This is a genomic window from Hymenobacter sp. YC55 (assembly GCF_029433095.1).
Taxonomy (GTDB): domain Bacteria; phylum Bacteroidota; class Bacteroidia; order Cytophagales; family Hymenobacteraceae; genus Hymenobacter.
This window is the reverse complement of sequence record NZ_JARNTX010000003.1, coordinates 69,440-96,158: the sequence shown is the minus strand read 5'-3', so window position 1 is coordinate 96,158 and position 26,719 is coordinate 69,440. Positions and strand designations below refer to the sequence as shown.

Sequence of the window (26,719 nt, the reverse complement as noted above, 5' to 3'; positions counted from 1 at the left end):
AACGCGCAATATTCTCTCGCCATGACGCCACTGCTGCTGTACCTGCTCCAAGCCCATACCGCGCTACTTCTGTTTGCCGCTGCCTATTTCGGCTTGCTGCGCCGCCTCACTTTTTTCTCCCTGAACCGGTGGTTTTTGCTGCTGGCGCTGCTCTTTTCAGCCCTGTACCCCGCCCTGCCGGTCCCCGCCTGGTCCCCGCTCTCTGCGGTGTTGCCGCGCGCTAGCGCCCCTCCGCTATCACGAGACCCGGCAGCGGTTTTCTTACCTGCCGCCCCACCGGCACTCGCCCCACCTATCCCGCTCCCCCTTCCACCACGCGCCACCCGCGCCGTTCCCCGGCCCGTAGAGGCCCCGCTCGACTGGCTCGCGATCGGCCTGCTGCTGTACGCCGTGGGAACAGCCGCCCTGCTCGCCCGCCTGCTGGGCCAGTTGCTCTCGTTGTGGCAGCTGCACCGCCAGTCGGAACCAACCCTAGTGCAGGGGCAACTGGTGCGCACGGTAGCGGGCCTGCGCACGCCTTTTTCGTTTGGGGCCACCATCTACCTCAACCCGTCCCGCCACGCCCCGGCCGAGTCGCTAGCGGTGCTGCGCCATGAGCAGGCGCATGTGCAGCAGGGGCACACGCTGGATGTGCTGCTCGGGCAACTAGCGCTCGCCGCCGCCTGGTGCAACCCGGCCGTGTGGCTGCTGCGCCGCGCCCTGCTCGACAATCTCGAATACTTGGCCGACCAAGCCGCGCTGCAAACGGGCCTGGACCGGACCGGCTACCAATACAGCCTGCTCCGTCTCAGCCACGGCCCGGCCAGACCGGCGCTCGGCTCGGCCTTTGCTTTCTCTTCCCTCAAACAACGGCTGCGCATGTTGCAGCTGCCGGCTTCCGCTCCCGCTCAGCGCGGGCGCTACGCGCTGGCCTCTTTGGGTATACTCGCCCTAACGCTGAGTTTGTCGGCGGCCTCGAACCCGGTACGCTCAGTCGGCCCGCGCGTGGCTCCTACCGTAGAGCAGGAGCCATCGAGCAGCCGCTGGCCTCACCTGCCCAACACCGTGCGCACCTTTATCGCGCACCGCTATCCCGGCGCCCAGCCCATCACGACTGGCTGGACGGAGTTTTTCGACTCCCAAGCGCGCACGATTCGCTACTACAATCAAGTCGGTGTGCGGCAGGGCCAGCAGACGCACTGGCTGGAATTTGACGCCCACTGGCAACCCCTGGCTGCGTCGGTCACGCCCCCCGCGCGGACCCGGACTACGCCGGCCAAGAACGCAGCGCCCCCACGACCTGCCTTTCGCTATTATGTCGATGGCCAGCTGGTCGACAACGTGGCCCTCAAGCGCCAACCCCTGCTGCCTGAAGTTGTTGATCATCAGCAAACCCTGCACTGGACCCAGATCCAGCCGCTTACGGGCCAGTCGGCACCCAATGGGTGCGTTATTAGTATTACGACCAAGGCCCGAAAAGCCGATCCGGCCGTCGTGGCGTTTAATGACCGCCTGCAGCGGAAGGCTCCCCTTTGGGACCCATTTCGCACCGGCTCCGGAGGGATAGGGCCGGATGGGGAACAACTCGTTCTGTTCGCGGAGTTGGCGGCTCCCGCCGTGGACTACATCACCACCTACCTGGACGCGCAGTATGTCGGCAGCCAGGTGAGCGCCGTCACCCAGGCCCGGGATCTGACTACTGGCCAACTCGCCTATCGGGTGCACGTGGTCCAAGGTCCAGCGCGGTATACCGTCCTCTTTGATTTGCAGGGCCGAGTACTCCCCGACTAAAGCAGTTGCCACCGACCCGCGATCAACCAGCCGGCAAGCGCTTAGCACCGAAATTCCGGGTGAAGCCGTCTCTGAGTCCCCTACGTTCTCCCAGTGCCCGCATGTCGCTACGAAGAAAAGTTTTGTGGAGCGTGCTGCTCGTTAGTTTAGTAGCAACGAGTGCCGTTCCAGTGCCCGCGCAGCAGGTGACGCTCCTCGCGGAAGGGTCGCCGCAACACTTCGTGGCCGCCTACTACCTCAACGAGTTTCAAGACCACGTGCCAGTGCGTTTCCAAGTCGATTCGGTAACGGGCCGCTGGCAACCCGTACGTCTGGCTACCACGCACCCGCTGTGGCTGCAATGGAGTAACGGGCTGGACCAGTACACCGTCTACGCGCGGCCCGGCGATACGTTGTACGTGCAGACCCACCCCCGCCAGCCCCTCTATTATTCCTTTCACGCCCGGTCCCGCGCGGGCGTTCACCAGGCGGAACTCGCCTTTTTCAATCGGCTCAAGCAACAAGGCTTGGGCCTGGGGTTGCCCGACGCGATGGGGTTGTTTGTCAATGCCCGCTATCCCTTGCAGCTACCTCGACTACGAGCCAAGCGCGACCAGCGCTTGGCACTGTTGCACCGCTATCACGATTCACTGCCTTTGTCGGCCGCCTTTTTCACCTTTGCCCGCCAGCAGATTCAGGCTCAGTACCTAGCCGCCCTGCTCGGCCCCTACTACGATCCAGCCGGGGGCTATACCGAGCTCCCGGGGTCCTATTCTCGCGTGGTGGAGGCGGCCGAGCCCGCCGCGTTCCTGACCTCGGACACGCTGGTGCAAACTTCCCAGGTATACCGGGCTTGTGCCGTGGGGTATGTGCGCTACCGGGGACGCGCGGCCTTGGGCACGGCCGACGAACTGACGACTTTGTATCAGCTGGCGTGTACGCTGCTACGCGGAAAAACCCGGGATTACGTTTTGTTTGCGCTGCTCAAGCAGCAGGTCGGCAAGCTGCTACCCTCCTTTTCCACCTATTCGGCACGCTTTCAAGGCGACTGCGCTACCCCCGCCTACCGGCAGTATCTGGATAGTGTGTGCCGTCGGCCAACGCTGCTCGCTCAGCTGCCTGCTCTACTCAACACGTCTTTACGCCGAGCCCCCACCGGCGACACGCTGACATGGCGACAACTGGTCGCCAACAACCGCGGCCGTGTCGTTTACCTGGACCTGTGGGCCAGCTGGTGTGGCCCGTGCCTAGCCGAAATGCCGGCTTCTGCCCAGCTGCAAACCCAGTTGCGCGGCCAGCCCGTGCAGTTCGTGTATGTGTCGCTTGATAGAGATTCCGTGAAGTGGCGTCAAGCCTTGAGAGCGCAGCAACTGGTTCGGCCCAACACCCAGCACTATCTTCTTGCCCCGGACTCTCCGCTCGCTACGTTCTTACAAGTGCCCCCGATTCCGCGCTACGTCTTGCTGGATCAGCAGGGGCAGGCGGTTTCCTTAGATGCCGCCCGACCGCGCGATCCGCTTTTGCTGACCGACTTGGCTCACCTGTTCCCATAAGGACGTCGGTCCGGAAGAGGAAGCCAACCCGTGCTCCTGCGAAGGAGCTTTGCTCTCCCGCGGCACCCTCCGCAAACGCTAACAGCAGCCGACGGTGCTGCGAAGCAGTGCTTGGTCACTTAGCTGGTTGTTTAGTGCACGACGTGGGCAAGGGCGCGAAGAGCAGGTGATCGGGGCGAGGATTTGCTGTCATGAGTGCGATCCAGTGAAGCACTAATTTACTGTCCCAAAGAAATCCCTATCCCTATTTCGAACGGTTCTAGTACTTCCTCTTATACCCCCGAAAACGCGGTTTTTCCAAGGTATTATTCGGTAGGTAATCCGAACGCCTTCTTTTACCTTGCTCGGGTAAGCAGAATCTCATTACCAACCTTTCTTTGTGAAGCCTCTCGTCGGGTTCAGCCTCTTTCTTCTCTGCTTGCTGACCTGTTCGTGTTGGGTAACCAAACCGGTCAAACAAATTCGCTGGCACGACTACACCTTCCAACTGGCCGTCTCCGATGGGGGCGCGACCACCAGCTTTTCCTGGACGGTGACGGCTCACTACCCGGGCTGGTTTGGGACCCGCGAAAAGACCCTGTTTCAAGCGTATGGTGGGCCGTACCTAACCGATATACAGGTAGAAGACAATCAGTTGGTGTTGCTAACCAAGTATAACGGGGAGCCCCAGCGCATCGAGTTGGACCTGCAGCACGTCGACGCGTTGCTCGACGACCCCATTGAGTATCATCGCTATCAACCTCAGCAAAGTAATGCGTTCTACCGAGAGCCGGGATTTATCCAGGCCGAGCGCGAGCGCGAAGAACAGTTCGACATGGTGTTGAGGCAACGCCGACTGCAACGGGACGCAATAAAAAATTAAGCGTGGGTAATCAGTGGCCTACGCCAGTTAAAGTGGATAGGTTGTTTAACATAAAAACGACTTCTCGGACAAGCTACAAACCGGTGAAAGTCAAGTATGCGATTAATTAATTCAAAGAGCTAATCAGTAAATGACTGCACTTATTAGTTCGTCCACATTCCCTCAAAGCCACTGAATACTTCTGTGACAATGAGGACAAGAAGTAGCCAACTGGTGGCGATTAGCAATAGCGTATAGGTTAGCAGCAACAACGAATTTCTTTTCCTATATGCAAAAACTACCCCACTGCCACCTAAAACAAGAACTGGTAAGCTCCATAGTTCTAGCACCTCCCGACGGGTGAGCCAATGAGAGGTATCAGGTTGCATAGTGCTCGAGGTTGACTGAGCTTGTATAGAGAAGTAAAACAGACAATTTACCACCAAAAAGGACGGCAGAATCCACGTATAGAGCAACTGTACTAGTTGATTTTTAGCCATAGATTACACCAGTCAAACACTATGCCTTGCACCTTTATGAGTTAGACAAAATCTAGTCTTAATGCCTCTATGGAGTTAGCATTGATTCTAGGAATAGTTGATAAACATAATAAATTATTCTCGGACACCTCTAGGAAAAATTCTAATCGGCAGCGTATTATCGCAAAGCAAATCAAGTAGTATTTTACTTGTCTACATGCCTGTTCTAAGTAAAGGCTACCTCTCTATGCGACTGTTCTTTCGGCTTCTTGCGCTTAGCCTCTGTTTGACGCAACCAGTCGTAGGACAACGCCTAAAAAATAAAGGAGCGGCCACAGGAAAACGGGTCTGTTTGGACGCTGCCAGTTGGCTAACGCAGTTACGCCAACAAGGAGTGGATAGCGTGCTGAGCTTCCGCTACGATTACGATAATGGCACGCTCCCCACCGCCCGCTCCTATGTGGTGTGGCAGCATGCAGGACAGCGGCACCTGCGCGCCTACCAAGGATGTGAACTACTACCGAGCAAGGCACGCGATGGACTTTCCTTGGATACATTGTTTAGCTTTTATACGCGCTACCGGCTCGATACCTTATCCGCAACACCAGCCTTTCGTTCCGGTAGCTCCCATCAGATGGGTTACTATATTCTCGTCTACTTGCCATATAGTGGCAAATCTTACCATATTCGGGATGATCAACGGCAAGCGGAAATTCCTGAGCTGGAAAGATTACCAGAAGAACAGTCTCTGCCTCCCCAGAAAGACCCACGCAGTAGCTGGCTGGATCTGTTGGAGCAGATTCTGCAGCGAGATTAACCCCACAATGGAAGTAGGACTGGCATAGAGGATCTACAATACGGGATTAAGAGTTCCGTAACAGTTGTTGAACGGCCCTTCAGTAGGCATTCCTACACAATTGGCATTTTACGAACGGTCCGTCAAAGAAAGCAAGCCATGAAAAGAAAAGCAGTTTTCTTCGTTGCCTCGCTCCTCGTTCTCTTGGGCGTACTTGTCTACCAGCTGGCCACTTTTTCCATTTTTGATACCAACCCTCCGCAGTTGCTGAGGCAGGTCGATCTTCCCAAGACACAGCAGCGCTTCACCCTCTATACGATTGCCTCAAACGCCACCGTGCCGAACGGCATTCAAGTCCGCGAAGTGCGAGCGGGCCAAGAAGTAGTAGTCGGGTTCTTTCCCGGCTATACCAAGCTGGTAGCATCTAGCACCACCGACCAGCACGTACGCCTTCACTTGCGGGATACGCTAGGCAACCGAAAAGACAGCCTCATAACGCTGACTCTACGGCACTAGAAACCTCTTTGCTTAGGGGAAGACTTGGTTTACAGGCTATATATTAAAAATATACTATACTAATTGTCATTTTATGAACGGCTCTTGTATAATGACAATTGGCTCACAACGTCTCCTAATTGAGCATTTAACAACTTTCCAACCAGCCCTTAACGTCTGATAGAGCTCCGTTCAACGGATATTACTGGGCTAGGTAGCGTCAATTATAGAATTCTAACTAAGGTTGACGGAGCTAATCCAGCTCCCCGTTTTCGTAGTGGTAGTGTTCTTGGCTAGCACTCGTAAACCGTTGAATAAACTCTGCTGTTGTCTGTTCTTCTTTGGTAATACGAAAGAACTCTTGCTGCACTGCCCAGTCATACACCCCCCTATTTAATGGGTAATTGGTTAGCATTCCGCTCAGTCGATGCTGTTGAATCCATTGCTCCGCTTGTTGCCGACTCGTAAAGACCCCCGTTGTAAATCGGCCACCCATGCCGTGAAAAACCCACACACTAACATTAACTAACAGATCCATTTCGAAATGTAGTGCTTGTCACTTTTCTTGCTAGTTGGTTGAAGTAAAGTGACAAGCTTCTACCTGAGAGATTTAGGTGAGCGCTCTGGTAGGTAGAGGTTAAGATAAGGCAATCAGGCGACCTTTGTGAAATTTGTAATAGTGTGGCCCTTGACTGCCTTCTTCTCCTAAGAGTCCCTGGAAGATGATCAGCTGGCTCGTGAGGCGAAAACGGATGGGTTGAAACGAGTCAGGCACCAGGCCGCCCCAGCAACAAACGGTGACATCGTTGAAATACACGTGGCCCGAGGTGACATCCACAATTACGTAGCTTAAACATTCCGCCCCACAGCCCCACGTGGCCAAAACGTAATGACCCGCAAAATTGGGGCGTTGCTGCGCCACTTCCCGGATGCGGGTTCGAAACCTCCAGGCAGCGGTGTGGGGGTACAACTTCGGGGGATGACGTCGACCTGTATACACTGCCGGGGCGGGATAGGCAGCAAAGGTTGGGGGAGGCTGCCCCCAAGAGGTGAGGGAATTCATGGTTGCGACGGCTCCTACCAGGCAAACAGTTATGAGACGCATACTCCGCCCTTGGATTACGTGGATAATGTTATCCTCCTTTCGTCAAACTAGTAGGAAGCTAGTAGCAAGCCCTCAATTTGCTCCTAGAAAGTCAAAGCATGAGTTTGTTAGAAGCAATAGTGGCTCCATCAAAGTACCATAATTTTAGGCCGAGATTAGTGAATGTTAAACTACCACTTTTCCAAGAGTGCTGGTATAATAAGGATTATGTAAAGCAACTTATCTAAGAATTGAGCAGGCAATTACTTTATGGGTGAGAACAAGTAAATCCAATCATTCTATCGGCTACCTAGTTACTTAACTCTTATCTTTTGGTAGGTGCTGGTGCCGTTGCTACTCTGTAGGCGGAGCCGATACGGGCCCGGTTCTAAGAGCAAGGCTTTGCCTTCCGTTGCCGTGTTTAGTTCTATGATATCAGCGGCCACCGCAAGCCGCGCGTCTTCTTGGGCGCGGTAGGCAAACACCAAACACGGGTAGGTTAGGGAAGGGGGTAGGCGCTTCAAGAAATAGGGCTTGCGTCGGCCTGCGAGTTGCAGCCAGTGCGGGCGGCCGTATTCATAGCGCGTGGGCGGGTGATACACCCGCACATCAAAATAGGCCGTGCCGGGCGGACCGGAAAAGGCCTGTCCCTGCGCATCAACCAACACGCTCGGCTCTTGGGCAAGCACGAGCCGGTAGTAGGGATTCTCCCAGCGAGGCGCACTTTTCTCCGTTAGTTTTTCCTGATTGATGGTGAACGGGTTGATCCCCGTGAACTCACGCACGCGCCCGGCCATGGCTCTGCCCCAGCCCTCCACCGAATCTTCCCGGATATGGTCATAGCCGGCCTGAAGTACCACTTTCGCCGTTGGATCGGCGGCTAGAATTTGCTGGATGTGCCGCGCTTGCTGCATTTCGCGCTCCCGGGCGGAAAGGGGCGTTTGGGCATTAAACTGGGCCTCGTAGGCGAAGACCGTAAAGCCTAGGCGCAGGGCCTCGTGGATCAGGTTACCGTATTGGGGCTCGGCGCTGTAATAGCCCGTATTGAGATAGTAGTCAGTTAGTGTCGTGGCGGCATAGCCCCGCCGCATGAGCGTCCGATCGTCCCCATTCAGCGTTTCAGCCCCGAAGTAGCGATAGCCCTGCGCATACAAGTCGGCTAACAAGGACAAAGTAAAGACGCGATGCAGCGGTACATGATGCGCTTCGTTGAGCAGGACGATGCGCTCGTGTCGGGCCCGCTCGATGATATACGCGTGGGCGCTGCGCGGCGCAAAGCGCCGGAAGTAGAGGCTATCGGCGGGCGACAGGCGCGGCAGCGGCGTTGCGAAGCTATCCATGCACTCTAGGGCCAGGGCATAATCGCCGATGAACGAGGCCGCGACGGCCGCCTCCTGGGCCTGAGCAGGTTGGGCCGAAGCAGGTGCCTGGAGCCGTTGCCGGATCACGTACGAAAACTGATAGAGTGGCTCTGGCGTCGGGCTCGGTTGTGCCTGACTCGGAACAGGTGTACCGACGACGGCCCCTGCGACAAGGGTCAGGACGAGGAGACAGGTAGGTAAAAGTATAAGCCGGCGCAGAGCACACCGAGTGGGAGATGGCCCGTCCATTCCCACCTGTTCATGTGTCTTGTTCTAAAAGACGCCTAGAAACATAATATGATGCTTCACCCCCTATCCGATATGTCGCATTACGTTGAGTGATAAAACCAAGAATCTCTACCCTTATCACAAAGGGTTTTAATTGAGCAGTTTATACTTTACTGAAGGCCTACTCAAAATTAGAAAGTAGCTTTCCTATTTCGGCTAGGCTGGTCACTTGTAAGCGCGGATCTACAGTAAAAAGCGCATCAGCCACGGGTTGGGCCGTGAGGGCCTTCGCGGTGTAGTGGGTCAGCCAGCCTCTTTCGCCATACGTAAACTGCAAGGCGGTACCTGGTAGCGAATGAAAAGCCGGAAAGAAGGCCTCCAAGGATAAGTCAATCGCCTTCGTCACCACGACCTCCGATCCATTGTGGGGACTTTCGGCTAGCGCGATTCGTTCCGCTGGCAAGCCCAACCAGTGCAGCTGCTGCAGCACATTCGCCGCCTGATACCCGCCTCTCGACCGGGCCAGCGCCGGGGCCTGTTGCAGCTGCTGTTCTTCTTGATAACTGACAAAGAGGACGAAGTTGCCTTGGGCCGCCCGGGTGCGATCCGAGTAGTCAACCCACGTGTAGGTGCCGGCCAGGTTGCGCACCTGAATCTCTTTTTGTGTATCGGCGGCATTATGTCGATTTACCCGCCATACTTCCAAGCGCGTAGCCCCAGCTTTGCGATACACCACGAGTTGGGTAGCGATATAGGCAGCCGGGTGCGGTTCGAGTCGGCGCACGGTATCGGCTTGGTAGCGAATCTGCCCCTCCGGAAAAGTGGACTGGGCACGCAGGTAAAGCGGCGAAATGCAAAGCAGTCCAAGCCCCCATACTTTGTGGATCATCATCATGTCCGACAAGTCGAATTGTGTTTACCAGAACAAGGTAAAAGCAGGTGTTCGAATTACCTATCGAAAACTACCCCGGAAAACTGCGTTTTCGAAGGCGTAAGGCCGGGGGCGAAAAGTGTTCGAAATAGGGAGCTTTTTGGAACGGCACACATAGCGTTACTGAAACTGCTGTAAGAGCCACCAATCCCCATAAGCAATACCCAAGGTCAAAATGCCGTATACCAGGGCTAGCCGTAGCTGGCCAATGGCCAGCGCGCGCCCCATGAGCATAAGGTCCAACAAGCCCCAAAGTAGGGCCACGGCAACCAAGAGGAAGGAGAGCATTACACTCTGCAACAGCCAACTACCCCCATAGATTGCGCCCAAGAGCAGGAGCATGGCGCCATGGACGTGCAGCACTTCTTGGCCAGATGCGGAAAGGGGAAACAGCGGCATTACGAACGAGGGGTGGACGTTTCGCAAGGTAAGACAACCGTGGGAATGGGGGCGAACAGCAAAGAAATCGGTTTTTAGTATGAGAAGTCCCATTTCGGTTGGGAGCTTTTTTACGACTGCGTTCACCGTAGGCTGCCTGTTGCGCAAGTAAGAGCCCGGAACAGTTTCCAAATTTGCTCTGTATGATGCCTGAGCAAGCTTAGAGCTGTGATAAGGGCCCCTTATTGAGGGTAATTGATACGCCAGTAGGTTGGCTATCGAAATAGCAGGCGCATGTCAACTGGCAACAGTGCAATGCGGCAACTCCATGGTGTCCTTCTGGTCCAGCTCATCCAAAACCAACTTGTTCAGGACCACTAAATTAATCCGTCCGTCCTGCATTAAGCTAGCGGTAGCAAGTGGTTTACTTATTTCAGGACAACCTTGGTTATGTTGACCTTCTTTTAACCTATTATACTATAATTAGAGCTCCTGATTTATTCCACTTAATCCTTTTTCTCCCCTAAATCAGCTACGCCGTTCGGGAACATGCTTTTTGCTACTTGGGCCATATCTAGTGCCTCACGCAGCAACTTGATTTTTCCATTCTCCGCTACCAGACGCCCCATGTACGTCTGATTGTAAGCACGGCCAGTGGATGCCACTTTACAATGGGCATCATACTCTCCAAATGCTTGGTCGGGGGTATCGATATGTATGCTGATATTACTGAATCCAAATCCAGGAAAAGTTTTCGGCAGATTCACCAAAAACTTATGGATAGTTTCTTTGCCCTGCCATTGCCAAGGCAACCCTAAGCTAGCGAGGTAGGGTAGCTCAATCGTGGCATCATCAGCAAATAATTCAATTGCCTTACTTGGGTCATGGATGTTTTCCAAATACCCCAGTAGTAATTCTTTTGCAGTGTTGGTAGCGCTCATGGTGTTGCTCTTGTTTAGGTCAATGGGTTGGGCAGCGGTTTTGTTGATTCTAAATGCATAAGGTGCTAGGGCCGCTATGCCCAGCACTAACCCTTTTCGAAGGAAGTCGGAACGTTTCATGTAGTTGCTAATAGATACTAGGCTTTCCTAGCGTGCCGGCGCTGTTAGCCGAGGTGTCCAACCTGCCTGTGCTTGGGCGACCGACAACCAGGAGGCTTGCCGGTCTTTGTGTCTCGTGACGTCGAGTTGCAACCTCTAGGCAGCAGGATTCGGATCACGCAATCCAGCAGCGGCCTCTTTCGCTTTTCGCTCGTCCCGAACTCCCCGCTTACGTGGGCACCGAGCGCCGCAAGTTCGCAGCTGATGTCGGTGCCCACGTCCTCGCACGCCACCGGTAACTAGGGCAGCTCGGCCGGAAACAGCCGCGTTACACCTGTGCAGCACCCCCATCTACAAACAGCTCCGTACCAGTGACAAAGCTGCTGTCGTCGGAAGCCAGGAACACCAGGGCCTTCCCGATTTCATCCGGTGTGCCCAGGCGACCCAGGGGCACGGTGCTGGCCAAGTAGTTCTTGATTTGCTCGGCCTGAGCGGCATCGGCGGCGAGGCCGCTCAGGCCGGGGGTGTCAATGGGGCCGGGGCTGATAGCATTCACCCGGATTTTGCGGTCTTTTAAGTCAGCCGTCCAGGTGCGCGCAAAGGAGCGCACGGCAGCCTTGGAGGCACTATACACGCTGAAATTGGCGCCCCCCTGCGACCCGGCCGTGGACGACATTAGGATAATTGAGGCGCCATCGCGCAGCAAGGGCAGGGCCTTCTGCACCGTAAACAGCGTAGCTTTCACGTTCAGGTTGAAGGTGTTGTCGAAGTGCATTTCCGTGATGCCGCCTATGGCGCTAAACTCGCCGCCCCCCGCGTTCGTGAACAGGACATCCAAGTGGCCCTTTTCGGCCTGGATGGTGGCAAAAAGCTGGTCAAGATCGGCTTGACTGGTCACGTCGCTGCGGATGCCTCGAACGTTGGTGCCGAGCTGCTGCACGGCGGCATCCAGTTCGGCTTGCCGACGGCCGGTGATGAAGACATAGGCGCCTTCGGCCACAAAGCGCTGGGCGGCGCCCAAGCCAATGCCCGTGGTACCGCCCGTAATCAGGGCTACTTTACCGGCTAATTTCTGGTTGTTACTCATAACAAAGAGCGAAAAATGGGTTTGACGGGTAAATCAGGGTGGCGGGTTTCGCCGGCTCAGGGAGCGAGGAAGCAGCCGTTTAGCTAGCCTCATCTACCTCTACAAAGGTCTCGCCCCACTCCCTCTCGCTCCTTTGATATTTGTCAAAAAAACTGGCCGACAAATACCCGCTGAATACACTTATGTTACTGACTATTTAAAGTCTACCGCTCTTGCGGCAGATAGCCTTGCCTATCTGCAACATATTCGTGCAAGGGCCCCGGTCCACCGCTGGGCAGCAACACCTTCCTTTTCAGGTTATTGCTGATACGCCTGGTCCAGACGTTGAACTTGTCATTGGGAATTGTTATCGGAATGAGTTGGACGCAGTCCGTCTGTAAGTTCACCGTGGAGGCGTGAAGTACGCGCGCTGGCTTATCTCGATAGACTAAGTTGGACTAGTAGCCGGCGTAAACTGGCAGGACTTAAGAAGCGTGCTGGCGCGGACTGCTGCATCTAGGGGGCGCAGCATAGTAGGAAATGTCAGGCCCTAAAAAGTGCAAAGGCGGGCCGTAGTTAATCCGCTTACTGACCGGCCTTAAGTCGAATAAAAGGCTGCACACCGTGGCCGCCTCGTTTTGTAAGGCAGGGCCTTTGCGTGCCGCATTATGCCAGGCGAGGCGCGCGTGGCTACACCGCGTGCAGCTGCTGGCGGCTAAGCTTATCCACCAAGTGCAGGCCCCTGTTGGGGGCTAGGCGGCGAATTAGGCGTAACTGCCAGGCGTTGGCGCCGGGGGCATAGTAGTGTTTGCCGGCCTCTATTTCTTTCACTAGCCCCGCGGCAAAATCGGCGGCCAGCACTAAGGGGCCCGAGTTGCGCAAGTCTTGCGTTGTCATGGGGCTTTCCACGGGCGGTGGCATCACCTCCATCACTACAAATGGCTGGTTTTTGAGTTGCACCCGCAGGCTCTGCGTGAACACACTCAATCCTTTTTTGGACGCGGAATACAGCGGCAAAATGGGCACCGGCATGATGGCGGCTTCGGTCGTGACGTTGATTATGTAGTTTTTTCGTTTCAAGTCAGCCTGCCGGAGGAAGCATTGTGTCAGGCAAATAGGGCCTGCCAGGTTGATGCTCAGGCGGTTGAAAATTTCGGTCGATGGGATAGTCTGCTTCAGGATGTCCCACATTTCCAGCACGGCCGCATTATTGACCAGTGCATCGAGCACGATGCCTTGCGAGTGCAGGGCAGTAAACAGCGCGTCGATGGCTTCTGGCTGGGCTACGTCGCACTGAATTATTTGTAAAGCAGGCACTAGCCGTTGGGCTTCCTGTAGTTTGTCCAGCCGGCGGCCGATGATAATTACCCGATTGCGCTGCTTAACGAGTAGCTGCGCCAAGGCCAAGCCAATCCCGGTGCCTCCCCCAGTGAGAAGCACGGTTTTATTCGTAAAGTCCATGAGATTTTTATTTGTACAAGCCTAATTTTCTCTATCTGCTGGTCCCTAGCACCCTTCGGCTAACGGCCAGCGGATAGAGAGACCTATTCCCGAACGAGAGATAGCCACCATGATAAAAGCAGACTTACTGCCGGGATGAATCAACTAGGTCTACCGCTTCTTCAGCGACCCTACTTGCTCATACAACTGATGCTTAGTGGAAATAAGAGACAAAGCCGAGCCGCACTAGTTATTGCTAAAGCAGTTGCGAGCTGACTACGCAGACGTTTCAGTTGCTGGTGGCGCGAAAAACAGGTTGTATTTGGGGGCCAAACTCAGGGCGCGCATGAGCTCGTTCATATCCGGCTCGCCAGTCGGCAGGGGGTCTGACGCCACTACCGTGCGGGCAGCCTCTTCGAAATAAGCCTGATGCAGTCCATTGGCTGTACTCAGCAGCCGGGCCGGGTGTTTGGTCCGATTGGCAAAGCCGTGGAAAGCATTTGGCGGCACGATAAGCATATCGCCCGACGTGCAACTCACCCACTCCAGTTGGCCCTGCACTAGGCGCATAAAATCCACTTGACCTTCCAGGATGTAGAATACTTCCGCGTAGGGATGCGCATGCAGCGGCACCCCCTTGGTGGGCTCCAGCGGCAGCTCGTAAATGGCAAAATCATACCCCGTATCAGCGGTCTTCGCTTTCCAGGTAAAGTGGGAATTGGCTATCTCGAAATGTTCGCCGGCGCCGCGACCTACTTTGCGTACGCCCTCAGTGGGTGGAATCTGCAAGGAATTGCTCATGATAGTAAGCAGCAAAAAACAAGTTGGGGAAAGAGAAAAAAGTAGCGTTTAAAGCCAAGCGCGTAGGCTGGAGCAGGGTAGCAGCCTCGAGTTTGCCCTGCCGGGACACTGGTGCACACCGCATTTCTTGTGCGGACCATCGCAGCTTTTCCTTTTTGCGTGAAGGAGTGAGGTTGGTGCTATAGCCGGTATGGGCGCAGTTGTCCTGGCGGTGGGACGCTCTCGCTAAGACAATTCTAGAAATTGCCCTAGGCATTCGGTAAGTCGCGTGGGGCTACTGAGCGCTTACTGCTTCGCTATCACGTTGAAGCTAAGCGTAAAATCGTCGTAGATGGCTTTGTCGCCGATGTTATCAAAGAAGGACTTCGAGCCGTACTTGATATCGTACTGCGTGCGATTGACGGTGGCTGTACCCGTAGCGGCGACCACGCCGTTTTTCACGCCTACTTTGGCCGGGAAGCTCAGCGGCTTGGTAATGCCTTTGATGGTCAACTCGCCCGTAATGGTGGCATTGTTGGCCGTGGCCGCGGCGCCTTTGATGGGCGTCACACGCGTGATGTTGAAGCTGGCCGTCGTATGCTTGGCCGTGGCGAAAAAGTCGTCGGACGTGAGGTGACCCATGAACTTGCCATACGTTTCCGCATCGGTGATATCGGTGGCTTTAATTGTTTTCATGTCCACCGTCACGGTGCCGCCCACTAGCTGCGTATCAGTTACTAGCAGCTCGCCAGCGCTGAATTGCGCCGTGCCGTTGTGGCCGTGGGTGACGGCTTTGGCCTCCCAGCCGAGGGTGCTTAGCTGGGGCTGCAGCTTATAAGGCGTAGCCGCTTTGGAAGCAGCCGAACGAGGAAAAGGTGCGCCGGAAACTATGGCGTAAGTGGGAACTACTAGCAGCGTAGTAGCAAACAGCAGGGAAAATAGGGGCTTTTTCATTGAAAAAAGGGGTGGAGAATTTGCGAGCGAGAAAGCAGCCGATTGGCTAGCCTCATCTACCTCTACAAAGGTCTCGCCCCACTCCCTCTCGCTCCTTTGATATTTGTCAAAAAACGTGCTCCCTGGGGCGCGTGAGGTAGAAGTTAAATTCCGGTAAGTGCGCCCCCACGTCTTGCTTAGTACAGGCCGGTATGGCAGCGCTAGCCCCGGCTACGAAAGTTCTCTTGGGCAACACTGCGGCCTGCACGCGGCGAAGCGGGGGACGCGTAAAGAGCAGAAGGCCGGTAGTAAGCATGGCGAGGCCAAGCGCAGCAGCTCAGCTTGGAAAGCAACGTCGTAGCTGAGCCGTTTCGCTGGCGTGGATTTACTGTTTTGGGGGGGCGTAGCTCCGGAACTATACGTGCTGCCTCTGTCCGTCTAGCCCAGACCACCTCTGTAGGGCGCGGGCAGCGCTGCCTAGCTAAACCCTTTTATTTTTTGATAAATGTCAAAGGTTCGGCACGGCCCCGGGCTGAACCTTTGTGCTTTCAGTAAGGCTCGCCAATTCGGGCCCGCTACCAACGCTTCACGGACACCTGTCGACACCTGTCGATACCCTGGTCTGGCTTACTTAATAATTTAATTCCTCACCTATAAACCATCACCATGCCAACTGACCCCATCAACGACCTGCTTTATCGCAACCTGCAGGAGGTCTTCGGCGAGGGCGATGCCACTCGCCGTCGGGCAGCCATTGCCGAGCTCTATACGGAAGACTGCGTTCTCTACGTCCCCCCGGGCATCTTCGTGGGCCGGGAGGCGCTCGACCAATTCGCCGGCGAGTTGCGCGCTACCCATCCGCACTTCGCCTATACCCCCCACGGCGAAGCACAGGCGCTGCACAACGGCGGCATCCTGGCGTGGGGTTCGGGCCCGAGTAAAGAGGCCCCCGCCTATACCGGCCTCGATGTCATCATCGAGCGAGAGGGTCAAATCGCCGCCTTGTATGTGTTTGTTAATCCGAAGTTTACCTGATAGCCGGCGGCAAACGCACTAGCAGTTAGCCTTAAAAATATAGAAAGAACGATTGTGTTAATCGACGATTCTAACAATCAGGTATAAATCTAATTAGTAGCTTCTTACGGCTACCTTACTCATGAACCACGAAAAAACGATTGTCGACTTGGTTGTAAATCAATTCGAAGGCAAAGTGCAGCAAACCAGTGCCGTATTTACTACCCTGGGGGCCGAGGCTGCCCAGCTACCAGTGGCCCCGGACCGTAATACCGTCGGCTACCTGCTGGGCCACTTGGTAGCCGTGCACGATAAGCTGCTGGAAGGGTTGAGTTTAGGCGAACGGCTGCACCCGGAGTGGGACAGCCTGTTTTTGGCGCCGCAGCAAAATGGCTCGACGTATCCCGCCTACCAGGAGTTGCTGGGAGCTTGGCAACAAGTCAACGCCGAGCTCGGGGCGGGCTTCGCCACCTTGACCGTGGCCGATTGGCTTACGAAGCATGCCTATGTCAGCGACGAGGACTTTGCCCGCGAGCCGCACCGCAACAAGCTCAACCTGTTGCTGAGCCGCACCGGCCACTTATTTCACCACGGTGGTCAGCTGGTTTTAGTGAAGCGCTAACGCAACCCCGGCCAAAGCATTTTTGCCGCGCCCGCGTTAGCTCCCCTCTGCAGGTAAAGCGACTGGTAGGGAGTCGCCGTGGGCTTTCATCTTTCGCTAGGTACAAACGCCGACCGGCCACACCGGCGACACCTGACTAAACACTAGGGAAAGGGGCAAACACTGTACGGCTTGGTGGATGGAGAGGTAACTCAGGCGGCTAAATAAACCTGGAACTACGGTGATAGAAGGCGTTACTTTGCGCCATTCCCGTTTCAATTCCGAATCTATGTTTGCTGCATTTGAAGAGTATCTAGGTAGTAAGGCAACTTTTACCCGTGCCGAAATCCAGCAAATCCAGGCCGTAAGCGTCCTCAAAAGCCTGCCCAAGCGCCAGTTTCTACTACGCGCTGGCGAAGTTTGGGCTTACCATGCGTTTGTGACCAGTGGGTGCTTGCGTACCTATACCCTTGACGCCAAAGGAGCCGAGCACATCCTCAACTTCGCCGTGGAGAACTGGTGGATTGGCGACCGCCAGAGCCTGACCTCCGGCCAGCCCTCCACCTATAACATCGACGCGGTGGAGGACGCAACGGTGCTGCTCATTAAGCACGAAGACTTCAACCAGCTCCTGCACGGCATACCCACGCTCAATGAAGTGGTCAACACGATTCTGCAAAACAGCTTTTTGACTTCGCAAAGTCGGATTCACGCGGCCATCAGCTACTCAGCCGAGGAAAAATACCGTGATTTTCTGCAAAAATATCCTGCTTTCGCCCTGCGTATTCCCCAGCATATGGTCGCTTCTTACCTGGGCATGACAACGGAAACGCTGAGCCGCGTTCGGCGAAAAATGTAGTCTGCTACCATAGGAGTCTACTACTGGCAGCGGCGGCCCTACCCTCACTTTTTAGCCATGCCTCATTCCATACCCTACAAGCTAGCCTTTCACGGAAGCCGTCCTGACCTGGACTGCCTTCAAGCCTTCGTAACGACAGTCCTTGGGGCACAGAGAGTGCATGAGGAGCCCGGCCTAGCCGCTTGCCAGCTGCCCAGTGGCAGCCTGCTCGAACTCTACGGCCCCGGCGCCTGCTACCCGCCCCACTTATTTGAGCACAGCCCCCTAGTAGCGAGCTTTCCGGTTGCCAACCTGAAGCTGGCGGTAGAACAGGCCCAGGTGGCTGGGCTGCACGTAGTTGCGGGGCCCGAGGAGGTATGCTCAGGTTTACGCTATTGTCACCTGCAACTGCCTGGCGGATGGGTTATCGGACTATACCAGGAAGGCCTAGCCGCACTGGCAGTTCTAGATAACGATGGTGCTTAAACCCCGCTTGCACGCAGGTGACTAATCGCGTGAATCGATGAGTCCATCAACACTAGCGTTGAGGCTGGGGAGCTACCCGACAAGGGAAGGGACCGGTGCGCTCGCTTTAGTAACTTGTTTTAGTGCCGCCGCCTTAAGCACTTGATTACGGGGCTACTTATCCGGTTATAGGTCCGGCTGCTTGTAGCATCTTTTCACTTGGCTCCCTGCCCGTGCGCAAGCTAATTAAGAATCAGCGGCTACCTGGTCGGCCCATTTGTTCTTTGGTTGACGCGGCTGTAGCGCAACCCGCGACGCTTCACCGTCTGCCCACAGTGCTGGTCGTACTATATTTCCCTATAGCGATCCGAATCGAGCAGCGTTACCACCCGTTTGTGCTGCTTGCGGCTCGGAATCAGCTCACTTTCTCACCGATAGCTCAGCGTGTTGGCCAAAGAATCATAGCCCCTCTCCTCCACTCGATGTCATTGTCGATATGGTTATTAAGCGAGACCGTCAAGAAGTGGCGCTGGCCTTTATCGCAGCCTTCTACTTGCTGCCCTTGGAACGTATCTTCGCGCATCTGCCCGGCCGCGACCGGCACTAGTAACTTGCCGCCGGTGATCGTTACTAAATAGAAACGACCATCTTAAAGGAGCGTGCGCGTGAGGGTGTCTTAGACAAAGGGCTATTTTGCGTTCTGACACGACCATGGGCCGGCTAGGCGCCCGAGCAAAGCAGGGAAGTGCCCGGGATGAGAGGAGGCCAGCTGTTAGTGCAGCGCGCTCGGTGTCTTGTCCGCCCCACTATTCGAGCGTTATATGGGAAGGAAAAATAGCTTATGGCTACCCGTCTAATTATCGAGTTCCAAGCATATGCTCGTCCAAATGTGTCGTCCATGAAATCAACGCTCTCAAAAGTATGGCGTTGCTGACTTACTAGGACATGTCTAGACTAGTGGTAAAGAGCAAGCTGCCCTCTTATTCTTTCACCAGCTTCGTGATACGGCCACTCGTCAGGTCGCGCAGCCAGTATAGGCCAACCGGCAACGTATGTACGTCCAGCAGTTGGGGCGAAACCTGGCCAGTACGCACCATGTGGCCGAGGTGGTTGAGTAAATAGTACGGGGGTGCCGAGTGGGCCGTGTACGGTGAAGGCCGCGCTCGTGGGGTTGAGAAAAGTGACGAGAGTAGGCCGAGCAGCAGGTAGGCTTGCAGCTATCATGTAAAGGGTCAAGAAGGCAGCGATGCCGAAATCAAGGCCATCCTGACGATAGCAATACCAGACTAGCCTACTCAACGTGTACCGTTGGGTGTTGTAGCGCAGTCAGTAACTGGTGGCGCGTAGATGGCTGGCACTATCGCTAACAAGGAAGTTTTCTACTTCCTCAATACTGCACTTTGAAACTATCTGCTTGTTTATCTGCCAAATGCCGTGCAATAATGTTGTAGAAACTGCAACAAAAAGGCAAGCTGTTTGCGTAGCAAGGGCATAGCTTGTTCTATATTGTGAAGCATACTAACTATTACTCTTATGCGTACATTCCTTGTCCTCGGTGCTTTATTCTTCTTCCTGCATAGCTCTTGGGCTCCTACCTGGGGCCAATATCTTGCCAACTGGGGTTTGCTTCTTGCAGCTCTTGGTTGGCTGGGGGGCATTACTTCTAAATCAAAAATTCGTTACCAGCGTAATCGTTATTACGATAATGACTATTACGATCAGCAGCACCGCTAGGGTGCTTATCAAATAATCAAAAGCCCCAGCGCGTCGGCGACGGTGGCGCAAGAAAGCGGTGGTGACACTTTCGCAACCGAGCCGCTTAGTTGCAGCGTTTTTCGCTGTTGGTTGGCTTGATCTAGCTCGGCCGCAAAACCTCACGCTGATTTTCTAGTAAGTCGGCATGAGCCCGATTGGTCGGCCCGAGTATCAATTGACTCCGACGCCTGGGCCCTTCTTAGCTAATTTGCCCACTGCCGTGGCTATTCATCAGGCGCTAACGCGGCCGTCGTAACGGAAATGCTCAGCTATGCGCCGGCCAAATACCTGGGGCTAGCTCTACAACGAAAAAGCTACCTACTAAAGCGTGCCTTCGTCAGGCCCAATAGGCTGGTTTTCAATAAAATGAGGTTGCGGTTGAACATAGACGAAAGCAAGCAAAATATCAAGACCCTATTCGGGCTACAGGTAGCTAACCTCCCCCAAATCCCTTTATTCGAGCGGCTTTCCACTCCTTAGTTTGCTGCTCAAGTAGGCCCGCAGCGGACTGTCCACCAGCACGAGTGTGCCATAGGCCAGCAGCAGCAAGCAGAACATACCGATTGGAATGAGGAAGGCGAACGTACTCAGAGAAGGTTTGTATTTTTCTACGTAGCTCAGAAACACCCATAAGAAGGGGTAGTGCACCATATAGAGCGGATACGAGAGTTTTCCTAGAAAGCGGCAAAGCAAGGCATAGCGCGTCGTAAGCTGCGCCCCGGCGCCCAGCCCGACCAGAAAAGGAAAATAGAAAAGCACGACCACCGAATCCGTAAGCCAGTTCACTTGCTTGGAGAAAGGCAAAACGAAGGCCGCAGCCAGCAGCAGCCCCATCACTGGAAACCCAAGGCGGGAGTAGTGTATCCACCGGGCCCGGTAAATCCCGATTCCAATCAGAAAGGAGTAGCTCATGCGAATCGCGCCGGCCCCGAACGTATCCCCACCAAAGCCCACCCCAAGGAAAGTGGCCGTGCGGGCCTCGTAGCAGAGGGCGATGGCCGCCAGCCCCGTTAAGAAGGCGAGTAGGGGCAGGCGCACCCGCACCAAGACGAGCGCGTACACCAGATTGGCCACATACTCCCAGAACAAAGACCAGGTAGGCGGATTCAAGTGAAAGAGATTGAAGTAGCGTTCGGGCACGAGCGGGTACGGAATCAGCAAACACGAAGTCAAAAAGAGCAGGAAGCTTTTATCGGCGTACGCTCTATACAAGTCGCTAAAGGGGTCGAACCGAAAACTCAGCCACCCGAGCACGGAACCAATGAGCACTAGGGGATGGAGGCGAATTAAACGGCGCTGCAGAAAAGAGCGGATCCCTATTTTCGCCAAGCGCGTGTCGTACGCACTGGCAATGACAAAGCCGGAAAGGCAGAAAAAGAAGTCGACCGCTAAATAGGCATGGGCAATAAAATTATCCGCGTAATCGGGAACGGCGAATTCCATGAAGTGGAAGAGCACCACCGCAATGGCCGCAATGCCGCGCAAGCCATCCAAGACATCAAAATAAGGAGTGGTCTGCGTAGCCAGAGCCGTGGGGGTTGTCTGAAGCATGGCGTTTGAGGAGGAGAAACAGAAGTGCCGGACTAGAAGAGGTAGGAATAAGGCTACGGGGCAGAACCTAGACACCCCTTCACGGGGGGAGACCCGAAAAAAGCCAATAATTAAGATAAGGTAAATCGTTTTAGCAAGCACTTCCAAAAGGAAAATCGAGCCGCCATTAGAAGCTCAGTGATGAGCATGCCGGCGAGATTTTGTTTCTTCACCATCGGGAGGAGAGACCGAGAAAGTAAATGGTTCAGTTTCGGTGGCCCATCGCCAGCATCTACTCCTTGGCAATTCACCTGATCAGTACGTCTTAGCGCCGTTCGGTAGCAGATTGATCATTCGAAAAGGGAAAACCAATCCACCGATTTCAGGTAACATTCGCTTCTGAGGGGCGCCTGCTGCGAACAACTGCCGCTCGAACCGGCGCGTTGTTTTCTCCTTGGATTAGGCCAGCCCATTCGCTCTTTCACCCACCTGTTCCCTGCCATGCGTATTCTGCAGCTTGTCTTGCTTTTCCTGGCCCTTGCTTCCGCGGGTCACGCCCAGCCCCGGCCAGCCATGTATTTCAGCGATTCCTCCCGGCTAGGGCGGCCCGTGGCCAAAAACCCGTGCGTGGTGCGCTTCCACAATCAGTACCTGCTCTACTATTCCATTCCCGAAAACCAGACTACCGGCTGGGGCATTGGCATCGCAGCTTCCACCGACCTGATTCATTGGCAAAAGGTGGGCGAACTCACGCCCGCCGCTTCCTACGAGCAAAAAGGGCTGTGCGCTCCGGGGGCCCTGGTGCGCGGCGACACGGTGCATCTGTTCTATCAAACCTACGGCAACGGCCCCAAAGATGCGCTCTGTCACGCCGTCTCAACCGACGGCGTGCACTTTCGCCGTGATGCGTCCAACCCCATCTTTCGCCCCACCGGCGCCTGGACCGTGGGCCGCGCCATCGATGCCGAAGTGGTTGCCTTTAAAGACCAGTACTGGTTGTACTATGCCACCCGCGACCCGAGTTACAAAGTGCAGTTACAGGGCGCGGCCACGGCCCCGCTCACGACCAGCTTTGGCCAAAGCGCCTGGCAGCAGCAAGGTCAGGGGCCCATCTTGGTGCCGAGCTTGCCCTGGGAGAAGAACTGCGTGGAAGGCGCTTCGTGTGTGCGGCGGGGCAAGTACTTATACCTGTTTTACGCCGGGGCCTATAACAACGAGCCGCAACAAATCGGCGTAGCGCGCAGCCGCGACGGGCTGCGCTGGCAGCGACTAGCCACGCAGCCGTTGCTGCCCAACGGCCCGGCCGGAAGCTGGAACAGCAGCGAGTCGGGTCACCCGGCCATCTTCGAGGACCCCGTTAGCGGCCGCACCTACCTCTTCTACCAAGGCAACAACGATCAGGGCCGGACCTGGTACCTGTCGCGGGTAGAAGTGCAGTGGAAACGTGGCCGCCCTTACCTAGTTCCCTGAGCAACTAACCTGCGCCTAAGCCCTAACCGCCACTTTCTTTCCGGCTATCCGAGCCCGTGGGCGCGTACCGCCCGAATTGCCCCCGCTAGCGCCGTCTTATGCAACTCCAGAGAAATCCTGAATCACTCGATGCTGCCAATACGGCAATACGTTGCGCTCGTGCTCGCCCTTTTATGGCTGGAAAGTACAGGGGCTTGCCGACTTACTTCTTGAAACCCCGACCGAGCCAACGGTTGGGGTTTCGCCGTTGGGAGGTTACCCTGTTGGCAAGGTGCTTACCGTGCGCTTCGTGCAAGGGCAGGCGTCGAACACTTCGTTACATAGCAACGTGCGATTTTCAGCACTTTCCTTTGAATGCTGCACGGCGCGAGCCTACGCCTTACTGGTCCGGCAAACGGGCCATCCCAGCGTCAGAGTAATAATAGTATCGGCTGCGCAGTGGCAGGGGGCCGCAAAGGAAATGGCCGGGAGAAGTAAGCAATGATGCCGAGGAAGTACGTTGCCGTTGCGAATAAGCCGAGTACTTCTGCGCAAAAGACCAACCAGAAAAAGTTGAAGCTCTTGCGCAGAGAATTTTAAAACCCAGGTAAGATCAGCGCACACTGGCAAGGAAGCGCGACGGCAATACAACAAATTGATAATAGAAGTATTTCAGTTTTTTATTGCTTCTTACTGATAAATTCGGGCTGCCGACAGGAGGGGAGGGAAACAGCAAATGGCAAGTATTGCTGCTCCCCCGGTCGGTTTATAAGCCAATAGGCTCTGTTACCTTATCTGTTCTCTTCCAGGTACCTATGAAACAAACGTTTACGCTAGTATTCTCCTTGGTAGCCACCGGGTTGCTGCAACTCCCGTCGGCTACGGCTCAAACCAATTCCCCGCAGCCGCGCACCCTCCCGCTTTTGCCACCTCAGATGCTGCTGCCGGCCGGGGCGCGGCCTGTAGTGCACGACCTACCCGCGCTGAGTGGGGCAACGGCCAGTCGTAGTATCCCGGCGGGGCCAGCGCGCCCCTTGCCCGCCCACCCCAGGCAGTCCGCTACTAGCGCCGCGCGCCCGGCCAGCACCTCCGGCCCCGTGCAGGAAGCGTGGGTTGCTCGCTACAACGCAAGCTTCGACGCGGCGGTGGACGTCGTACTCGACGCGGCGGGCAACGCGTATGTAACGGGCTATTCGCTCGGCAACAGCGGCTACGATTACGTTACGGTCAAGTACACGGCCACTGGTCAACTTGCCTGGGAGGCCCGCTACACTGGCACCTCTACCGGTGATGACGTCCCAACCACAGTGGCCGTGGACGCAACCGGTAATGTGTACGTGACCGGTTCTTCCCGGGGGCTAGACGGCAGTTACGATTACGCCACGCTCAAGTATTCGGTTAGCGGGCAGCAACTCTGGGCCACGCGCTACGACGGCCCGGTTAGCAGCGACGCCCTGGCCGCGACTCTGGCCCTGGGCGCCCAGGGCCAAGTCGTGGTAACGGGTACCGCCTACCAGAACGCGCAAAACGGCTACGACTACAGCACCCTGGTCTACGACGGCAGCAATGGCCAAATCCGCTGGGAGGCGCGCTACGGTGGCATGGTTGCGGGGGGAGATGAGCTGCCCGCGGCCGCAGCCGTGGATGAAATCGGCAACGTGTACGTAACGGGCTCCTCGTATGCGAACGGCCAGAGTGACTATGCTACGCTCAAGTACACGTCGAGTGGGCAGCTGCAATGGGAGAGGCGCTACAATGGTCCCGCCAACGGCTATGAGCTGGCGCGGGATCTAGCCGTTGATGCGGCCGGCAACGTGGCAGTGACCGGCACGAGTGAGACGGCGCGCAGCTACGACTACGCGACCCTGCGCTACTCGCCCCTAGGAGAAGTGCAGTGGACAAGCCGCTACAACGGCCCGGGCGACGGCTACGACGAGGCCACGGCCCTAACCCTGGACGCGGCCGGCAACGTGCTGGTAACGGGGTATGCCGATGCCGGCGCCGAAAACTGGGATTACGTCACGTTCAAGTATGCCGCGCTAAGCGGGCAAACGCTTTGGAGCGCGCGCTACAACGGGCCGGCCAATGGCTTCGAGGAAGCACGGGACGTGGCCGTGGACAGCCAAGGCAACGCCTACGTAACGGGCCGCTCCTACACCAGAGACGGCCGCAGCGAATACACCACGCTCAAGTACGCGGCCGCCAGCGGCCAAGCCCTGTGGGCGAGCCGCTCGCCCAATGCCGCCGTTGGGGATCAGGCCGCCGCGGCCCTGGCTGTGGACGCGGCGGGCAACGTCATCGTTACCGGGTACGCCGCCGACAGCGAGGGTCAGACCGATTACGCTACCCTGGTATACGCCGGGGCGAGCGGGCAGTCGCGCTGGAGCGCCCGCTACAACGGACCCGCCGCCGATGAGCAGGCCACGGACTTGGCCGTGGACGCCAGCGGCAACGTGTATGTCACCGGTTCTCGCACGCTCAAGTATGCGCCCAGCGGGCAGCTGCTCTGGTCGGCGCCCGGGGGCACTGCACTGGCAGTTGATGCCACGGGCGACGTCGTTGTAACCGGGAGTGGGCGGACCACCAAGTACGACGGCCGCAACGGTCAGCTCCGCTGGCAAGCCAGTTTCGCGCTGGCGGGCCGGGCCTTTGTGGGCGTAGATGCGGCGGGTGAGGTATATGTGGCCGGCTCGCCCCCGGATCTTAATAGCAGCCAGTACGTCGTTCTCAAGTACGCAGGCAGTACAGGCCAGCGGGTGTGGGAAGCGCGCTACCGCGGCACGGGCTTCCGCAGTGGGTCTGGGGTGGCGGATATGGCCGTGGATGCGGCCGGCAACGTCTACGTGACGGGCAGCGTCATCAACGGCAACACGTCGGACATAGCCACGCTTAAATTCTCCACTACCGGTCAACAACTCTGGGTGGTCACTTACGACCTAATTCGCGATGTAGAGGCACGGGGCTTGGCCGTGGATGCGGCGGGCAACGTGGCAGTAACCGGCGTGAACGTGGTGGGTATTAACAGCGCCGGAATCGTCACGCTCAAGTATTCGCCAGCGGGAGAGACACTCTGGCAAGCCTTTTTTGGGAATTCGTCGGATATGCAGTTCCGCTCTAGCGACATTGGGATGGACGCGATAGGCAATGTATTCGTGACAGGTTTATTTGTGGTAACTAGCTCCCAATACTTGACGCTCAAATACTCTGCAGCAGGAGGACAGCCACTGTGGTTTGATTTGTATACTAGGCCGGAGTTAAGTTATAATGCAGCCACTAGCTTGGCTGTCGATGTGGCGGGCAATGTGATAGTTACGGGCATCTCGACGGGCCGTGAAACTAATGCGGACTACACGACGCTGCAGTATTCGCCTACGGGCCAGCGGGTATGGGAAGCGCGCTATAATGGACCCGCTAATAGTTACGATCAAGCCACAAAGGTGGTGGTCGATGCGGCCCGCAACGTGTACGTAACGGGTGGCTCGCCGGGCCTTGGAACGGGCTTGGACTATGCCACCGTCAAATACAGTCCGACTTCGGTGATGGCCACCCAGACCCCGCGCGGCAGCGTGGCAGCGGAGTTGGCCGTGTTTCCGAATCCGGTCACTGACCGGGCCACCCTTCGGTTCCGCCCGGTTCGCGGTGGTTCCGCGCAAGTGCGCGTGTACAATCAACTCGGCCAACTCGTTGCCACGCTCTACGAGGGCGTGGTGCAGCCGCAAAAATTGTACGAGTTGCCACTTAACTCGCGTTCGTTGGCTGCGGGAGTGTATCACTGTCAGCTTTCGGTAGGCGGACAATACGAATCAATTCGCGTGGTGGTAAACCCGTAAGCCAATAGTAACTCCGTGGTAAAGCGTCTTCTGTCTTAGCAGAAGACGCTTTTTTGTTGGCTTATCTACGAACTGATAGTTAC

Annotated in this window: 23 protein-coding genes; 12 read left to right on the top strand and 11 right to left on the bottom strand. The window is 56.1% G+C overall.

Going from position 1 to position 26,719, the window contains the following annotated elements; genetic code table 11:
• Window positions 1-21 precede the first annotated feature (21 nt).
• The 5 genes from P1X16_RS20725 to P1X16_RS20705 all read left to right on the top strand — a co-directional run bounded on the left by P1X16_RS20725 (window position 22) and on the right by P1X16_RS20705 (window position 5,934).
• Window positions 22-1,770 (top strand): M56 family metallopeptidase, encoded by a 1,749-nt coding sequence (locus P1X16_RS20725; protein WP_277233230.1) that lies wholly within the window; start codon window positions 22-24, stop codon window positions 1,768-1,770.
• Window positions 1,771-1,871: 101 nt separating this feature from the next.
• Window positions 1,872-3,302: a TlpA family protein disulfide reductase gene (locus P1X16_RS20720; RefSeq protein WP_277233227.1), complete on the top strand. Its 1,431-nt coding sequence runs from the start codon at window positions 1,872-1,874 to the stop codon at window positions 3,300-3,302.
• 379 nt (window positions 3,303-3,681) lie between these two features.
• On the top strand, window positions 3,682-4,164 hold the full coding sequence (locus P1X16_RS20715; protein ID WP_277233224.1) for a hypothetical protein: 483 nt from the start codon (window positions 3,682-3,684) through the stop codon (window positions 4,162-4,164).
• 810 nt (window positions 4,165-4,974) lie between these two features.
• The gene (locus tag P1X16_RS20710) at window positions 4,975-5,439 is read left to right on the top strand and encodes a hypothetical protein (RefSeq protein WP_277233222.1); all 465 of its coding nucleotides are present in this window, start codon (window positions 4,975-4,977) and stop codon (window positions 5,437-5,439) included.
• A gap of 138 nt (window positions 5,440-5,577) precedes the next feature.
• Window positions 5,578-5,934 (top strand): hypothetical protein, encoded by a 357-nt coding sequence (locus P1X16_RS20705; protein WP_277233220.1) that lies wholly within the window; start codon window positions 5,578-5,580, stop codon window positions 5,932-5,934.
• A gap of 232 nt (window positions 5,935-6,166) precedes the next feature.
• Here P1X16_RS20705 and P1X16_RS20700 read toward each other — a convergent pair whose 3' ends face one another.
• The 10 genes from P1X16_RS20700 to P1X16_RS20655 form a co-directional block, all read right to left on the bottom strand.
• A complete protein-coding gene (locus P1X16_RS20700) occupies window positions 6,167-6,451 on the bottom strand; it encodes a hypothetical protein (RefSeq protein WP_277233218.1) in 285 nt (94 codons plus the stop codon).
• 99 nt (window positions 6,452-6,550) lie between these two features.
• A complete protein-coding gene (locus P1X16_RS20695) occupies window positions 6,551-6,976 on the bottom strand; it encodes a hypothetical protein (RefSeq protein ID WP_277233216.1) in 426 nt (141 codons plus the stop codon).
• 335 nt (window positions 6,977-7,311) lie between these two features.
• Window positions 7,312-8,445 (bottom strand): hypothetical protein, encoded by a 1,134-nt coding sequence (locus P1X16_RS20690; RefSeq protein ID WP_277233214.1) that lies wholly within the window; start codon window positions 8,443-8,445, stop codon window positions 7,312-7,314.
• A gap of 322 nt (window positions 8,446-8,767) precedes the next feature.
• Entirely contained in the window at window positions 8,768-9,481 is a 714-nt protein-coding gene (locus P1X16_RS20685; RefSeq protein WP_277233212.1) for a hypothetical protein, read from the bottom strand.
• Window positions 9,482-9,637: 156 nt separating this feature from the next.
• On the bottom strand, window positions 9,638-9,916 hold the full coding sequence (locus P1X16_RS20680; RefSeq protein ID WP_277233209.1) for a hypothetical protein: 279 nt from the start codon (window positions 9,914-9,916) through the stop codon (window positions 9,638-9,640).
• Window positions 9,917-10,401: 485 nt separating this feature from the next.
• A complete protein-coding gene (locus P1X16_RS20675; protein ID WP_277233207.1) occupies window positions 10,402-10,956 on the bottom strand; it encodes a nuclear transport factor 2 family protein in 555 nt (184 codons plus the stop codon).
• 307 nt (window positions 10,957-11,263) lie between these two features.
• Entirely contained in the window at window positions 11,264-12,022 is a 759-nt protein-coding gene (locus tag P1X16_RS20670; RefSeq protein WP_277233204.1) for an SDR family oxidoreductase, read from the bottom strand.
• A 669-nt stretch (window positions 12,023-12,691) separates the two neighbouring features.
• A complete protein-coding gene (locus P1X16_RS20665; RefSeq protein WP_277233202.1) occupies window positions 12,692-13,462 on the bottom strand; it encodes an SDR family NAD(P)-dependent oxidoreductase in 771 nt (256 codons plus the stop codon).
• A gap of 255 nt (window positions 13,463-13,717) precedes the next feature.
• On the bottom strand, window positions 13,718-14,242 hold the full coding sequence (locus tag P1X16_RS20660) for a cupin domain-containing protein (RefSeq protein ID WP_277233198.1): 525 nt from the start codon (window positions 14,240-14,242) through the stop codon (window positions 13,718-13,720).
• A gap of 285 nt (window positions 14,243-14,527) precedes the next feature.
• On the bottom strand, window positions 14,528-15,175 hold the full coding sequence (locus P1X16_RS20655; RefSeq protein ID WP_277233195.1) for a YceI family protein: 648 nt from the start codon (window positions 15,173-15,175) through the stop codon (window positions 14,528-14,530).
• Window positions 15,176-15,820: 645 nt separating this feature from the next.
• On the opposite strand from P1X16_RS20655, the gene P1X16_RS20650 reads away from it, so the two are divergent.
• The 5 genes from P1X16_RS20650 (at window position 15,821) to P1X16_RS20630 (ending at window position 19,806) form a co-directional block, all read left to right on the top strand.
• The gene (locus P1X16_RS20650) at window positions 15,821-16,189 is read left to right on the top strand and encodes a nuclear transport factor 2 family protein (RefSeq protein WP_277233193.1); all 369 of its coding nucleotides are present in this window, start codon (window positions 15,821-15,823) and stop codon (window positions 16,187-16,189) included.
• A 121-nt stretch (window positions 16,190-16,310) separates the two neighbouring features.
• Entirely contained in the window at window positions 16,311-16,790 is a 480-nt protein-coding gene (locus tag P1X16_RS20645) for a DinB family protein (RefSeq protein ID WP_277233191.1), read from the top strand.
• 268 nt (window positions 16,791-17,058) lie between these two features.
• Window positions 17,059-17,628, top strand: a complete 570-nt coding sequence (locus P1X16_RS20640) for a Crp/Fnr family transcriptional regulator (protein ID WP_277233189.1) — start codon at window positions 17,059-17,061, stop codon at window positions 17,626-17,628.
• Between the two features lie 57 nt (window positions 17,629-17,685).
• Entirely contained in the window at window positions 17,686-18,093 is a 408-nt protein-coding gene (locus tag P1X16_RS20635) for a VOC family protein (RefSeq protein ID WP_277233186.1), read from the top strand.
• Between the two features lie 1,512 nt (window positions 18,094-19,605).
• On the top strand, window positions 19,606-19,806 hold the full coding sequence (locus P1X16_RS20630) for a hypothetical protein (RefSeq protein ID WP_277233184.1): 201 nt from the start codon (window positions 19,606-19,608) through the stop codon (window positions 19,804-19,806).
• Between the two features lie 474 nt (window positions 19,807-20,280).
• On the opposite strand, the gene P1X16_RS20625 is transcribed toward P1X16_RS20630, so the two are convergent.
• On the bottom strand, window positions 20,281-21,378 hold the full coding sequence (locus tag P1X16_RS20625) for an acyltransferase (RefSeq protein ID WP_277233182.1): 1,098 nt from the start codon (window positions 21,376-21,378) through the stop codon (window positions 20,281-20,283).
• A 480-nt stretch (window positions 21,379-21,858) separates the two neighbouring features.
• Here P1X16_RS20625 and P1X16_RS20620 point away from each other — a divergent pair, with 480 nt between their 5' ends.
• Window positions 21,859-22,827: a family 43 glycosylhydrolase gene (locus tag P1X16_RS20620; protein WP_277233179.1), complete on the top strand. Its 969-nt coding sequence runs from the start codon at window positions 21,859-21,861 to the stop codon at window positions 22,825-22,827.
• Between the two features lie 794 nt (window positions 22,828-23,621).
• Window positions 23,622-26,636 (top strand): SBBP repeat-containing protein, encoded by a 3,015-nt coding sequence (locus P1X16_RS20615; RefSeq protein WP_277233176.1) that lies wholly within the window; start codon window positions 23,622-23,624, stop codon window positions 26,634-26,636.
• Window positions 26,637-26,719: the final 83 nt, after the last annotated feature.

Excerpts from the sequence above, each read along its gene's own strand:
- P1X16_RS20655 (WP_277233195.1), bottom strand. The coding sequence starts at position 15,175 with ATGAAAAAGCCCCTATTTTCCCTGCTGTTTGCTACTACGCTGCTAGTA.
- P1X16_RS20660 (WP_277233198.1), bottom strand. The coding sequence starts at position 14,242 with ATGAGCAATTCCTTGCAGATTCCACCCACTGAGGGCGTACGCAAAGTA.
- P1X16_RS20705 (WP_277233220.1), top strand. The coding sequence starts at position 5,578 with ATGAAAAGAAAAGCAGTTTTCTTCGTTGCCTCGCTCCTCGTTCTCTTG.
- P1X16_RS20650 (WP_277233193.1), top strand. The coding sequence starts at position 15,821 with ATGCCAACTGACCCCATCAACGACCTGCTTTATCGCAACCTGCAGGAG.
- P1X16_RS20630 (WP_277233184.1), top strand. The coding sequence starts at position 19,606 with ATGCGTACATTCCTTGTCCTCGGTGCTTTATTCTTCTTCCTGCATAGC.
- P1X16_RS20675 (WP_277233207.1), bottom strand. The coding sequence starts at position 10,956 with ATGAAACGTTCCGACTTCCTTCGAAAAGGGTTAGTGCTGGGCATAGCG.
- P1X16_RS20725 (WP_277233230.1), top strand. The coding sequence starts at position 22 with ATGACGCCACTGCTGCTGTACCTGCTCCAAGCCCATACCGCGCTACTT.
- P1X16_RS20625 (WP_277233182.1), bottom strand. The coding sequence starts at position 21,378 with ATGCTTCAGACAACCCCCACGGCTCTGGCTACGCAGACCACTCCTTAT.
- P1X16_RS20620 (WP_277233179.1), top strand. The coding sequence starts at position 21,859 with ATGCGTATTCTGCAGCTTGTCTTGCTTTTCCTGGCCCTTGCTTCCGCG.
- P1X16_RS20645 (WP_277233191.1), top strand. The coding sequence starts at position 16,311 with ATGAACCACGAAAAAACGATTGTCGACTTGGTTGTAAATCAATTCGAA.
- P1X16_RS20685 (WP_277233212.1), bottom strand. The coding sequence starts at position 9,481 with ATGATGATGATCCACAAAGTATGGGGGCTTGGACTGCTTTGCATTTCG.
- P1X16_RS20695 (WP_277233216.1), bottom strand. The coding sequence starts at position 6,976 with ATGAATTCCCTCACCTCTTGGGGGCAGCCTCCCCCAACCTTTGCTGCC.
- P1X16_RS20720 (WP_277233227.1), top strand. The coding sequence starts at position 1,872 with ATGTCGCTACGAAGAAAAGTTTTGTGGAGCGTGCTGCTCGTTAGTTTA.
- P1X16_RS20615 (WP_277233176.1), top strand. The coding sequence starts at position 23,622 with ATGAAACAAACGTTTACGCTAGTATTCTCCTTGGTAGCCACCGGGTTG.
- P1X16_RS20680 (WP_277233209.1), bottom strand. The coding sequence starts at position 9,916 with ATGCCGCTGTTTCCCCTTTCCGCATCTGGCCAAGAAGTGCTGCACGTC.
- P1X16_RS20665 (WP_277233202.1), bottom strand. The coding sequence starts at position 13,462 with ATGGACTTTACGAATAAAACCGTGCTTCTCACTGGGGGAGGCACCGGG.
- P1X16_RS20635 (WP_277233186.1), top strand. The coding sequence starts at position 17,686 with ATGCCTCATTCCATACCCTACAAGCTAGCCTTTCACGGAAGCCGTCCT.
- P1X16_RS20670 (WP_277233204.1), bottom strand. The coding sequence starts at position 12,022 with ATGAGTAACAACCAGAAATTAGCCGGTAAAGTAGCCCTGATTACGGGC.
- P1X16_RS20640 (WP_277233189.1), top strand. The coding sequence starts at position 17,059 with ATGTTTGCTGCATTTGAAGAGTATCTAGGTAGTAAGGCAACTTTTACC.
- P1X16_RS20700 (WP_277233218.1), bottom strand. The coding sequence starts at position 6,451 with ATGGATCTGTTAGTTAATGTTAGTGTGTGGGTTTTTCACGGCATGGGT.